Source organism: Candidatus Zixiibacteriota bacterium, from assembly GCA_035574315.1.
In the GTDB taxonomy this organism is placed as follows: Bacteria; Desulfobacterota; Binatia; order UBA9968; family UBA9968; genus DATLYW01.
Map to the genome: position 1 here is coordinate 1 of DATLYW010000034.1, position 12,682 is coordinate 12,682.

11 protein-coding genes and 1 pseudogene are annotated in these 12,682 nt (G+C 61.9%); 4 read left to right on the forward strand and 8 right to left on the reverse strand.

The window, feature by feature from the left end:
• Window positions 1-824, reverse strand: an 824-nt coding sequence (locus VNN77_12310) for a pitrilysin family protein (protein ID HXG52173.1), incomplete at its 3' end; no start/stop codon positions are given.
• Window positions 825-834: 10 nt separating this feature from the next.
• The gene (locus VNN77_12315; protein HXG52174.1) at window positions 835-2,211 is read right to left on the reverse strand and encodes a pitrilysin family protein; all 1,377 of its coding nucleotides are present in this window, start codon (window positions 2,209-2,211) and stop codon (window positions 835-837) included.
• A 144-nt stretch (window positions 2,212-2,355) separates the two neighbouring features.
• Between VNN77_12315 and VNN77_12320 the strand changes: the two genes are divergently transcribed.
• Both VNN77_12320 and VNN77_12325 read left to right on the forward strand, forming a co-directional pair.
• The gene (locus tag VNN77_12320; GenBank protein HXG52175.1) at window positions 2,356-3,441 is read left to right on the forward strand and encodes an amidohydrolase family protein; all 1,086 of its coding nucleotides are present in this window, start codon (window positions 2,356-2,358) and stop codon (window positions 3,439-3,441) included.
• A 35-nt stretch (window positions 3,442-3,476) separates the two neighbouring features.
• The gene (locus tag VNN77_12325; GenBank protein HXG52176.1) at window positions 3,477-4,562 is read left to right on the forward strand and encodes a zinc-binding dehydrogenase; all 1,086 of its coding nucleotides are present in this window, start codon (window positions 3,477-3,479) and stop codon (window positions 4,560-4,562) included.
• Window positions 4,563-4,580: 18 nt separating this feature from the next.
• On the opposite strand, the gene VNN77_12330 is transcribed toward VNN77_12325, so the two are convergent.
• Both VNN77_12330 and VNN77_12335 read right to left on the reverse strand, forming a co-directional pair.
• Window positions 4,581-4,910 (reverse strand): hypothetical protein, encoded by a 330-nt coding sequence (locus tag VNN77_12330; GenBank protein ID HXG52177.1) that lies wholly within the window; start codon window positions 4,908-4,910, stop codon window positions 4,581-4,583.
• 279 nt (window positions 4,911-5,189) lie between these two features.
• Window positions 5,190-6,770 carry an ATP-dependent DNA ligase gene (locus VNN77_12335; protein ID HXG52178.1) on the reverse strand — a complete coding sequence of 527 codons (1,581 nt, stop codon included), beginning with the start codon at window positions 6,768-6,770 and terminating at the stop codon, window positions 5,190-5,192.
• 252 nt (window positions 6,771-7,022) lie between these two features.
• On the opposite strand from VNN77_12335, the gene VNN77_12340 reads away from it, so the two are divergent.
• Window positions 7,023-7,502 (forward strand): hypothetical protein, encoded by a 480-nt coding sequence (locus tag VNN77_12340; GenBank protein ID HXG52179.1) that lies wholly within the window; start codon window positions 7,023-7,025, stop codon window positions 7,500-7,502.
• Between the two features lie 80 nt (window positions 7,503-7,582).
• Here the strand turns inward: VNN77_12340 and VNN77_12345 are convergent, their stop codons facing one another.
• The 4 genes from VNN77_12345 to VNN77_12360 form a co-directional block, all read right to left on the reverse strand.
• Window positions 7,583-7,744: a hypothetical protein gene (locus VNN77_12345; protein HXG52180.1), complete on the reverse strand. Its 162-nt coding sequence runs from the start codon at window positions 7,742-7,744 to the stop codon at window positions 7,583-7,585.
• 595 nt (window positions 7,745-8,339) lie between these two features.
• Complete coding sequence (locus VNN77_12350) at window positions 8,340-8,753, reverse strand: hypothetical protein (GenBank protein ID HXG52181.1); 414 nt, start codon at window positions 8,751-8,753, stop codon at window positions 8,340-8,342.
• 90 nt (window positions 8,754-8,843) lie between these two features.
• Window positions 8,844-9,359, reverse strand: coding sequence for a hypothetical protein (locus tag VNN77_12355; GenBank protein ID HXG52182.1), 516 nt, complete (start codon window positions 9,357-9,359; stop codon window positions 8,844-8,846).
• A 560-nt stretch (window positions 9,360-9,919) separates the two neighbouring features.
• On the reverse strand, window positions 9,920-10,663 hold the full coding sequence (locus VNN77_12360; protein HXG52183.1) for a DUF5677 domain-containing protein: 744 nt from the start codon (window positions 10,661-10,663) through the stop codon (window positions 9,920-9,922).
• Window positions 10,664-11,100: 437 nt separating this feature from the next.
• Here VNN77_12360 and VNN77_12365 point away from each other — a divergent pair.
• Window positions 11,101-12,117 (forward strand): annotated as a pseudogene (locus VNN77_12365) (IS110 family transposase).
• The last annotated feature ends 565 nt before the right edge of the window (window positions 12,118-12,682 follow it).

Genomic DNA, 12,682 nt, shown 5'->3' on the forward strand with positions numbered 1-12,682 from the left:
AGCTCGAAAGCCGCCCGCCCCCCGCCCCACCGGGCGAGCAGAGACTTCAACGCCCTGAGCAGGCGGTTGCCGTCCACGTCGCCCGCAACCGCGAGCACGGAGCCCGCGGGGTTGTATCGCTCCCGATGCCACCTCGCCAGCAGCTCCGGCGTGAGGGTCTCGACCGCGGCCTGCGTCGGCGCCACGACGGCCGCCGGGTGATCGCCGAAGACCGCACGGTGGAAACGCTCGCTCGCCAGAAACCGCGGCGCGGCTCGCTGCTGGCGCAGCTGCACGAGCGCGCGCTCCTTCAAGCGCCTGAGCTCATCCTCGGGAAACACCGGCTCGAGCAGAACCTCGAAGATCATCTCCAGCCATTCGTCGAGGTTTTCGCTCAGCCCGGAGCCCGTAACCACCGTATCCGGCGACCCGAAGGCGGCGCCGGCTCCGACCGACGCTCCCAGCCGGTCGAGCCTTTCGGCCACCTCCCTGCTGGTCCGGCCCGGTGTTCCTTCGCGCAGCATCTGCGCCGTCGCGGATGCGAGGCCGGGGAAGGCTTCGGGATCGAAGAGGGCTCCGGCACCCCGCAGGTGAAGCTGCACAAAGACCACAGGCAGCCGATGATCCTCGAGAATGAGGACCGAAAGGCCGTTTGCAAGCCGCTCCTCGCGCGGCCGCGGCAAACGCACCCCGATGGTTTCCTCGGAAACGGGCGCACGGTTCTTCCGCTCGACCTTGCTCGGCGAAACGGGCAGCGATTCCTGGCCGGACGCGCGCGACGCTCCCGCCCCGAGCGCAATCGCCAGCGCCAGCGCCGCCTTCCATTTCGGTCGCTCCGTTCGCATGAGATCCGTCCTACCCGCCGGAGCTTGCCGCCGGCCCGCCCTTCGGCAGCGTCCAGACCACTGACCGATTGTTCTGCTTGAAGTACCTAGTCACAACCCGCTGAATATCCTGCGGCCCCACCCGCGCCAGCAGGTCGGACACCTTGTTGATCAAATCCGGGTCTCCGTAATAGACAGCGTAATGGCCGAGGGAGAGGGCGCGGGAACGGCTGCTGTAGAGGGACTCGGCCTGCTGCCGACGCTGGCGGAGGCGAACCTTCTCCAGCTCCCACTCCTCCACCGGCTCGCGGGCCAGCCGCTCCAGCTCCTCGTAAACGATCCGCTCGACCGCCTCCGGGTCCCTCCCGGGACGCAACGCCAGCGAGATCCAGAAGAGAGAGGTTCCGCGCTTTTCCTCCGGTCCGCTCGAAACCCGGACCGCCACCTCCAGCTCCTTGACGAGCTTTCGGTAGAGTCGCGAGGAGAGATCGCCGGCGAGAACCTCTCCAAGCACTCGCAAGGCGTACCAGTCGGCCGTATTCCCGGGAACCGTGCGGTAAACAATGTCGACGCGCGGCGTCCGCGCGAAATCGTCCACGATCGTCCGGCGCCGCTCCGCGGCCTGCTCGGCCTCGATCGCCGGCGGCGGTGGCGGCCGCGGGTGCGGCGGGATCGCGCCGAAGTACCTGCGGATCAGCTCGAGCGCGGTCGCACGCTCGAAATCGCCGACCAGCACCAGGACCGCGTTGTTCGGGGCGTAATAGCTCCGGTAGAAATTCCGCGCCTCCTCCAGAGTCGCCGCGCTCAGGTCGGCCATCGAGCCGATCGTCGAGTGTTTGTAGGCGAAGCCGTCGTAGGCCAGCTCGTGCACCGCCTCCACGGTTCTGCCGTACGGCCGGTTGTCGTAGCTCAGGCGCCGCTCTTCCTGGACGGCGTGCCGCTGATTGTCGAAATTGGCCTGCGTGACCTCGAGCGCCCGCATGCGGTCGGCCTCCAGAAAGATTCCCAGCTCGAGCTGGTTCGACGGCAGCGTCTCGAAATAGTTGGTGCGCTCGGCGTTGGTGGTGCCGTTGGCGCTGCCGCCGCTGTTCTGCACCAGGAGAAAGTGCTCGCCCTTGCCCACGTTCGCCGATCCCTGGAACATCATGTGCTCGAACAGATGGGCAAATCCGGTGCGGCCTGGACGCTCGTCGCGCGATCCGACGTCGTAGACGACGCAGAGGGTGTAAACCGGCGCCGTGCGGTCTTCGGAGAGAATGACCCGCAGTCCGTTCTCGAGCGTGAACGTCTCGAACGGCACACGCAGCGCCGCACGCGGGGCGGCGCGCTCTAGCCCTCCCGGAACCTCCAGAGCCGCGCAGGCGGAAAGCAGCGCCGCCAGAAGCACGGCGGCAACGGTTTGGCGCATCGATGCTTCCTTTCGGCGGGGGGCGTGTCGCCCGCCGCCGCCCACCAGTTTACGCGAACCCCTTGCACGCTCAAGACGGGTTGCGTATAGGATACCCGAGACGGCCGCCCGAGTCGTTCTCATCGATACAGGAGGAACCCGACGATGAGCCAGCGAAACGCCACCCGAATTATCGACGGCGACGGTCACGTGATCGAGGACAACGCGGCGATCGCGGCGCGAATGTCCTCCCCTTATCGCGAGATCGCGCTGCGCAAGGGGGTGATCTTCCCGCCGCTGGATCATCTCCACACCGGCCGCGCCGTCGAGACCCCGCCGCAGCGCGACCAGCGCCCGCCGGTCGGACCGCAGGGATGGCTGGATTTTCTCGACGACGTCGGCATCGACTGGACGGTGCTCTATCCGACCGTGGCCCTCGCGTACGGCAAGATCGTGAGCCTCGACTACGCCGTCGAGGCCGCGCGCGCCTACAACGACTGGCTTTACGACACCTATTTGAGGTTCAGTCCGCGCTTCAAGGGAATGGCCCTGATCCCGATGCAGGACCCGGAAGAGGCCGCCAAGGAGCTCCGCCGCGCCGTGACCCGCTTGGGCATGCTCGGCGCCATGATGCCGTCCAACGGGTTGCCGCAGCCGCTCGGAGCGAAAGTCTACTGGCCCGTCTACGCGGAAGCGGACCGCCTGGGCTGCTGTCTGGCGGTCCATGGCGGGGTGCACGACCGCTTCGGCATGGATCACATGAACATGTACGTTCCGGTCCACGCTCTCGGCCATCCGTGGGGTCTCGCCGTGAGCTGCGCGAGCATCCTGTACAACGGCATCTTCGACCGTTTCCCGCGGGTCCGCATCGCGTTCCTCGAAGGCGGCGTCGCCTGGCTGCTTCTCCTGCTCGAGCGCCTGCATGCGTCTCACGAGACGCACTTCCAGTACATTCCGCCCGGCGAATTCGGGATCCGCGAGGCCGAAGAGCCGAGCGACTATCTCAAGAAACAAATCGCCGACGATCGCTTTTTCCTGGGCGTCGAGACCGAGGAGCTGACGATGCCGTTCGCCGTCCGGGTGGTGGGAAACAAGCCCTTCCTTTACTCGAGCGACTTTCCGCACGAGGTCACCAACGAAAGCTGCAAGCACGATATCGGGCACCTGCTGGAGAGCGAAGCGATCAGCGCCGAAGACAAGGCGGCGATGCTCCATGGCAACGCCGAACGGTTTTACCGGCCGTCGCTCTGATTCCGGCCGCGCGCCTGCCGGGGAGGAAAATTCACATGAGAGACTGCCGCGCCGCGGTGATCACCGCGCACAATGAACCGCTCGAAATCCGGCGGGTCCCCATCCCCGAGCTGGAACCCGGCGCCATGCTGGTGCGGATCGAGGTTTCGACCCTGTGCGGCACGGACGTGCACCGCTGGCACGGCCCGCTCGGCGACGGCGACACCTTGCCGATCATCACGGGACACGAGCCCTGCGGCGTCGTCGAGGAGATCCGCGGCGAGCGCACCGATATCCTCGGCAATCCGGTCCGGCCCGGCGACCGGATCGTCTGGAGCTACGTCGCCTGCGGCTCGTGCTACTACTGCAGCGTCGCGCTGCAACCGTGCATCTGTCCGGGACGCGCGTCGTGGGGCCACAACCGCGCCGATCGCTTCCCCTACCTCCTCGGGAGCTGCGCCGAGTACATGTACGTGCCGCCACCGTGCCTGATCATCAAGGTTCCCGAGGAGGTCTCTTCCGAGTCGGCCGCCGCCTCGGCCTGCGCCTATCGCACGGTGATGCACGGCTTCGATCGCCTGGGAGCGGTCAAGAGCCACGAAACCGTGCTCATCCAGGGCAGCGGCCCGCTGGGGAACTTCGCCGCTGCGGTGGCCCGGGAGCACGGAGCGAAGAAGGTCCTGGTGATCGGCGCTCCCGCCCCCCGCCTGCAGGTCGCACGCAAGATGGGCGCCGACGCAGTCCTCGATCTCGGGGAGGTGACCGAAGAAGCAGAGCGCCGGCGCTGGGTGCAAGACCACACCGAGGGGCGCGGGGCGGACATCGTCATCCAGGTCGCCAACAGCGCCGCCGTTCCCGAGGGGCTGGCCATGCTTCGGCCCGGCGGTCGCTACGTCCACATCGGAGTGGGCGGCAGGGCCGCGATCCCGGTTGAACGCCTGCCCCAGGAGATGACGCTTTACACGATCCGTTCCGCGGAGCCGCGTCACTGGCTCCAGGCGATCGATTTCCTGGCGTCGCGTCGGGGAACTTTCCCCTTCGAAGAGATGATCAGCGCTACGTATTCTCTGGACCAGATCAACGAAGCGATGCAGGCAATGGCGAGCTACCGGGTCGTCAAGGCGGCCATCCGGCTTCGCTAGGCGGGAGCCCTCGGAGGCTCAACCGAGCAAAATGGTCTTGACCACTCCCATCGCCGCGACCAGGAACATGCCCGTCAACAAGGCCGCTCCGAGCCCGTCGAAAAGCTGAAGGGCGGTCGCCGCCATCAAGCAGCAAAGAACGACGGTTTCGGCGAACCTGACCCAGAAACGTATCCCCGTGACCGGCGGGCGGCGGGGGCCGAAGAAAAGCTCCAGATCCCCTTCGGTGAAAACGGGGCGGCCCTGCAGGCGGCGCCGCGTCCTGATGAACGCCACGGTCATCAACGCGATGAACCCGAGATTGATCGTTTCCCAGATGAGATAACCCGCTTTCGCCAGAACTTGCATGAGAAATCGCCCTCCGGAGTAGAACCTCGCTCGCTTTTCTCGCGCCGCATGCGCCGCAACGGATGAATGCTCCTCTCTAAACACCGTTCAGCCCAAGATGCAAGGCCCTGCCCGGCCAGATTTGTTTAGCCCGCCTGAGGTACCGCTCGCCGTGCTGCTCCTCAGGGGGGATGCTCCTGTTTCAAGCCTGCACCGGAACCTGAGGATCGGCACGTGCCCGACGTTCGGTCGGGAAGCCGTCCTTCTACCCGACGACCGCCGCGGTTTCGCGCCGGGCGCTCAGATCTCGAAGCGACTCTTGGTCAGAAACTGGCGCTCGAACAGCTGGCGGACCTCCGCCAGCGTCGTTGCCTGGTCGGGCCGTTTGTCCTCGCGAACCCTCACGATCCGCGCAAAGCGGAGCGCGAACCCGGAGCTGTACTGCGGGCTCCGCTGGATCTCGTTGAAAGCCACTTCCACCACCACTTCGGGCTTGACCGTAACCGTGTAGCCGTCATCCGCGACCCGAAGTTGTTCCAGCCGCGCCGTCATCGTTTTGAACTCCGCGTCGGTAAGCCCCTTGAACGTCTTGCCCACCGGCGCGAAGCCGCCCGCGTCGTCCACGACCGCAAGGTGATAGTTGGAGAGCCAGCCGCGGCGTCTTCCGCTCCCGCGATCCGCGGCGAGAATGACGCAGTCGACGGTCACCGCCGGCTTGAGCTTGAACCACCGCTTTCCCCGGCTCCCCGGCGCGTACGGGCTTTCCAGCTGCTTCGCCATGACCCCCTCGTGGCCGGCATCCAGCGCCCGTTGCAGGAACGCCCGCCCGGAATCGATGTCCGACACGATTTGCCGCTCGGCGAGGTAGCGTTCATCCGTCGCCTGCCGCAACCGTTCCCAGCGCTCGGCGTAGGGACGGTCGATCAACGGCTCGCCGTCGAGCAAAAGACAATCGAACGCGTACAGCCCCAGCGGCACCTCTGCGGCGCTCCGCTCGATCCCGTGAACGCGGCGAAACCGGCGCATCAGCTCCTGGAAGGCGAGCGGCCTGCCGTTCCGCCCCAGAGCCACGACCTCGGCGTCGAGAATGCACGAGCCGGCGCGCATGGCGCCGGCGACCTCGACGATGTCGGGAAGGCTTTGCGTCACCTCGGTCAAGCGGCGGCTCCATATCCGGACCCTCGGTCCCTCTTTGTGGATCTGGATGCGGGCCCCGTCGTACTTGTATTCGAGCGCCGTTCTCCCTCCGTGCGCCTCGAGGATCTCGACAAAATCCTCCGCCGTCTCCGAAAGCATCGGCAGCAGCGGCACGAAAAGCTTGATCCCGACACGCTCCAGCCCCGCGACACCTTCCGTCGCCGCGATGCGGGCGACCTCGGAAAGGTCGGACAGGAACAGTCCGGCGCGTCGAATCAGGGAGAGCGGCGCCCCAAACGCGGCGGCGATCGCTTCCTGCACCAGGCCGTCGTGCAGCCCGATGCGCATCTCACCCTGCAGAATTCTCTTCAAGAACTCCCGCTCGGGCAGCGTCGCTTTTGCGAAAAGCTCGCGGAGCGCTTCCGCTTTGGCGAGGCGCGACCCTTTTCCGCTGCGGGATGCGATCTTCCCGAATCCCTCCGCCACGTCCAGCATCGACAGGGTGGCGACCGCGGCCGGCGCGGCTTCCTCCGCCGCGCGCACGGCGGCCCACCCCACCTCGAGGACCCGCGGATCGGAAGCCGGAAACGGCCGCGCGGTCAAAAACGCGATCGCCCACGGAACTTCCGAAACGGAAAGCCGGCGCAAGAAATCCCCGCACCAGGCGACCTTGTCCAGCCGGCTTCGCGTCGCTTCGAGCCTGGCGCAGAGAGCACAGAACTCGGCGAATGTCACGTCATCCATCCTAATAGCTTCTCGGCAAGCAGTTCGCGACCCGGGCCCCGGCTCCGCGGTCCCGCCTGAAGATGTCACGGCCAGCGATGCGCACACGAACGGCGCCCGTTGGTTGAGCTGTGCCCGACCGGTTGCTCCAGGCCATCGCGATGCGGAGATCCCCCAGCCGTGGAATGAAATTTGCTCGTAGCGTTATCGGGCTCCACGAACGGCCGCAAGCGAAGGCAAACGGCGACTCACAAACCCAAGGAGGGGCGAACCATGTTTGTCGAAAATTACCACCTCGAAAAAAACGAATCGATGATGGTGGCGGGCGGCAAGACCCACCCGATCCCTTATCCGAAGATTTCCCCGGAGGATTGGCGCGTATGGAGAACCTTCCTTCCCGTCCGGTCGCAGAACATCGACCAGGTCGCCGCAAGGAACCTTAGCCCCTACGCTTTGAACCTGGCCGAGGGGATCCCCTACTCGGTCACCGGAGAGATGCAGAAGGCCAGCAAATATTTCGAAAGAATCGAGGTCTGGCGCCAGCGCCACGTCGACAAAGACCCCATTGCCGTCGGGCTGTTGGGCGGCGAGCGCTACCTGATCGCGCGCTGGGGGATGGAGCAGCTACTTCCCTTCGAGGCTATCAAGAAAAGCATGCCGTTGATCCTGGCATGGAAATACGCCACATCCCCCCTTGGTGTGACGGGGGCCGCCGCCGCTGTGTGCGCTCTTGTATGGGCTATCCTGGGGTGAACCTTCGGGGAGCTGACCACCGGCTGTCGTGGTTTTCCACGCCCGTGTAGGCTTTAGCCGACACGGGTGTGGAGCTCTGCTCAAGGGGCCAGTTCCAGCCTCAGGCCGATGTCCGAAACCGCGCGCTTTTCGATCGCGGACGCTCTTGCCGCATAGTCGCGCGTCCGCTCGGCGGAAATCAGCGAGAACAGGGAGAACAGCACGAAGAGCGTGCTGAAGGTTACAAGCGCAAGGTCTCTCACCGGACCACCCTTCCATGCCGACGCGCAAGACCGCGTCGGTGACGGTTTCGTTCCGCTCGTTTTAGACGAGCCACGCCGCGCCTTGTTTACCGAAAGGGCGAAGTGCCGTCTCCTCTTTCTCCGACGCGCGGCTGCCGTAAGAACCCGTTCGATGAGCCAGCGGGCCGGAGCGAAAAATCGCTCCGCCGCGACCATCGCCGAAAAGCCCGGCGCCCACGCTAGGAGCGATCCGGGGCGACGGAAACCCGGCACAGCTTTTTCGAAATCGTCGGCGCTCGCCGACAAGCCGCCCTCGCGAGCGAGGTCCTCTTTTTCAAGACGTGCGTGTAAATCATCTCACAGGATCGGTGTAATGACTGGTGGCCGGGAAAACCCATTGCCAGCCCCATTCTTTCCCCCGTTGGAAGACCTGCGCCCCGGCCAGCGCAGCCCCACCCGCCCCAGGCCTTGCCGTAAATCCTCCTCGTGAAGCCGTTTGACCTCGCGCAGGTGTTGCAGGTCAAAGGTAAAGATTCGACCCCCTTTCGCCACTATCACGCTTCGCATCGGATTGCATCCTGGAGGCGACTCCATTGTGGTTCTTGGAGGCCAATGCTCAGCGCTGAGCGGCGCGCGCCATTCGCGTCCGCTCCAGCGTTTTGTTGGGTGCGTACTTGCGCACGATCAAGTGCCCCAGCCCGTGGCTTTGGGCTGGCGGAGCGAGTTTCTCAATAACCACGCGGTAGACCTGATTGTCGTTGGGGATAATCGGGACAAAACGCCGAATTGCCTTTGAGCCACCGATACGGCCCTGAAGAGCATCGAGAATGTCTTTAAGACGGTTGTCGACGTCGTGTGTCAACAAAGCACCGCCCTCCAGGTAGAGCCGGACAATAACTTCCAGTTTGTCTTCCGCCCGATACACCGCGCCCACCAGTTTTGCCTGCCGATAAATTGCTTCGCGCCATGCGAGTCGCGGGTGAACATAAGAAGGAAGGCGAATCTTGAACTTTAGAGGCCGCTTAGCCATTTGGCACCCAACGTCGTGCTCTGCGGCCGGCCGCAGCCGAGCGGGTGAAATGAGACCGGTCCCTCGCGGGCCGTCCGCAGCAGCACAGGGTTAGACGCCAACCTTGTCGTGATGCTTCCATGGAAACAGCTCCTCGGGTGTTATTGAGTGCTCCTGGGTAAGCCTATCGCCGATTTGCTCGACAATCGAGACGACCGTTTTGGGAAAGTCATTGCCTCCCGGAGTATTGACCCCAAGAAGGAAGCCCTCGTAGTCGCCGTTGAAGATCTTGCTTAGTTTCTTGTCGATGTCGGCCTTGGTCATCGGCTTCTTCGTCTTCTTGTCCAAGATGTGACCGACAACAGTATTACGGAAATCGCGAACACCTCGTCTCTCTAGCTCTTTCCGCAGCTCTCGCGAAGCCTCCCGGACATCCTTCGGGAAGAGCTCGTGATAGCAGTCGTACACCTCTTGCCATTTCGACAGCGTCGCTACCAGATGCCAAATGCACATGCGGTGCACTGTGACCTTGAACTCGTGGCTTACTTTTGATTGAAGGGCACGCGCATCCAGCCAACCCATTGCCCGAGAGGCAATTACGAGGTCGCCGACGAACTCGTTGAGCAACCTAGTGGCTTCGATCGCGTGTATGCGCTCGGTTCGACGCACTTGCCGTCTAACGCTGGCAGTCAGATAAAGATAGGCGTCAAATCTTTTGTTGACAGCTTCGGCGAATCACGTCCACCCTTTGCCGAAACTTCGCATCGGATTGCATCCTGGAGGCGACTCCATGACACGCCCACCCCACCACCATCGCCAAGCAGCCCCTACCACAACACCCCATCAACTGCCAACAAAAGACTTGACACCCTGGGTTCTTTTTCAGGCCTTGCCGCAAATCCTCCTCGTGAAGCCGTTTGACCGCGCGCAGGTGTTACAGGTCAAAGGTAAAGATTCGACCCCATTTCGCCAAAGATTCGATCCCCTTTCGCCACAGCTATCCGGCTGCTAGTACTGAGCCGGTTCGATGGTTCTCGGGGGCGAGAATGTGGGGTGTGTCCGGAGTCGGACCTGCGGCAATACAGGGAATAACACTAGTTTTCGTAACACCCTCTATTCTGCGACGGTCTCCATCGAGCAAGGTAGAAATCGCCCCAACGAAATCACAGGCCAGGAGGCTAACTTCGTTAAAGCGTTGACGACCGTGTTTCGTCTATCTGTGATTTTATCTTGGAAAGCCTAGCGCCTAGATCATCTAGTCCGTATTCCTTTGCGGCATCTAGTAGTAAATTACAGAAAGTTTGGAGGGCATAATCTAAGGCGACAGTCGCCCATAAAAGTGAGGTCGGGGGCTTTTTCAGGGAGATCGGTTCGCCGGGCTGTGGCACGAACTGGAGCAAATCAGCGATATGGGCCGGCTGACAGGCTAGGCGGTATATATCGACGTACCAGGGGGATAGATTCGCGTCTTTCGCCAGCGCAAAAAGCCGTGTGTTTTGGAAATGGTCCCACGCGCTTTCCAAACCTTTGGTACTATCCCGGAGTGCCTGTTCCCAGATTCTAACATCGGCCATTTCTGCATTCCTGGGGCTAAGCTTGAAGTGCTTACGTTGTTCGTCCACACTCCTCGCCCAGACAAGCGTCGCCCTTGTATCCGTGGTATCAGCGCCGACCCACTGCAAGTAGACATAGGACTCAAGGAGAGTCTTCAGATGATGGCAGGCTTCTAGGCGCTCGTTTTTTGCGTCGTGCAGGATGCAATGGAACGAATGATACATCTTTAACGCCAGGCCGATGAGAACGCGGTCACGGATCGACAGTTGCCGCGATTCACGAGAAAGCCTTTCCTGGACTGTCTCGGCAATCGTCTCCGCAAGTTTGGAAAGCCTATGCGCAAGCCGAAGGTACCGTCGGAGCTTCGCTCTGGACATCGACGAGATGCTACAACAGGCGCGGCTGTGGGGTCAATTCGTGGCCGGAGTCCTGTGGTCGTTCAGCGAAAATGTCACCCCAAAACTGTTCAGCGATTATGTCACCCTCTGAGCTAGGATTTTCTTTGCCAAGGAGGGGGTCGGATGAGCGAGGGGGAGATAAGGGTGAGTCAGCAAGAGTTGCATCGTGTGCACGTGGTGCGGTTGACGTTGGAGTGAAAGGATACGGGCCAAAAGGATACGGGTCAACTCTTTTGTTGACAGCTTCGTCGGATGCGTCCACTCTTTGCCGACACCTCGCATCGGATTTGACTCCATAATCCCAACACCGCGTCAACTACCAACAAAAGATTTGATAATCATCTAGAAGGCTCCTCCAAGAGGCTGTAAGGTTCGGCTATGAAAGCTAACCCGCATAACTCAAAGGAGGAGACGAGATGAAACTTTACGGTGCCATCGACTTGCACTCCACCAACAACGTTACGGTTCTGATCGACGAGCAAGACGAGGTGGTCTATCAAAAACGCTTGCCCAATGATCTGGGGTTTATCCTTGAGCAGCTCTCGCCCTAGGCATCGTCGATCCAGGGGATCGTGGTGGAATCGACCTACAACTGGTACTGGCTAGTGGATGGTCTGATGGAGAAAGAGCACGTAGTGCATCTGGCCAACACCGCAGCCGTCCAGCAGTACGAAGGACTGAAGTACACCGACGATCACTCCGATGCGCGTTGGCTCGCTCACATGCTGCGCTTGGGAGTGTTGCCCGTGGGCTACATCTACCCCAAAGAGGAGCGGGCGGTGCGCGATCTATTGCGCAAGCGCGGCCAACTGGTTCGCCAGAAGACGGCCAACATCTTAAGCATCCAGAATCTGATCACACGCAACACCGGCTCTTCGATCAGCGCCAGCCGCATCAAACGACTGAGATCCGAAGAGGTTGAGGGTCTGCTCACCGGCGCCGATATGGCGCTGGCCGCTAAGGCCAATCTCTCGGTGATGCGCTCTCTGGAAGCAGAGATTGCCACGCTGGAGAAGGTGGTCAAGGAGCGGGTTAAACTGAAGGCCGCCTTTCGATACCTGCTCACGGTTGACGGGATCGGTGAGATCCTGGCCCTGACCATTATGCTGGAGACCGGAGATATCCGGCGCTTCTCCACGGTGGGGCATTTTGCTTCTTATTGTCGGTGTGTGGGCAGTGAGAAGCTAAGCAACGGTAAACGCAAAGGGAGCGGCAACACCAAGAATGGCAACAAACATCTAGCGTGGGCCTTCGTGGAGGCGGCCAACTTTGCCGTTAGGTTCAATCCTCTGATCCGGCGCTTCTATCAGAGAAAGAAGGCCAAGACCAACGGGATAGTGGCCATCAAGGCGGTGGCTCACAAGTTAGCGCGGGCTTGTTATTGCATCATGCGGGATGAAGTTCCCTTCGATGTAGGTCGGGCCTTCGCCTAGGAGCAGGTTTATTCAGTTGGGATGGAGCAGCGAGCTTTGGTTGGGGTTGGCTAAAAACCACTAGATTTGATTGGCCGCTGTCTCATCCCTTATAGACAACTCGCTGGTGCTGTGATTCGATGGTACGCCCACGCCGTGAGCCACAATGGGGTTGGACTCCCACCAGGGAGAGCCACAGGATCTGTGATCCTAAAACCTTGGACACGGCGTGGTACCGACAGTTTTCTGGGGCAACAAAGATTGCCAGGGGCGGGAGATGGCTCCCTTCTACAGGGACGGCTCCAAGGCCTTGATCCTGATGGGTGACTGGTGCGGACCTCGCCGACACCGAATGATTGAAAACAGGGGGGTCGTGTCCTGCTTGCTGTAGAAAATTAAAAAGGCGTATCCTCTCGGTAGCCAAAAAACCAAAGGCTCTTTAGGGGAGCCAAACCGAGGAGGGACACGCCTATGCGAGAAGCTACACGATCTGTCGGGCAAATGGAAGCTGTGTTGGGAGCCGACCCATTGACAGAAGCTTTGCGAGGTAAGATCCGAGAGATGATCTTGGCTTTGACCGAAGCGG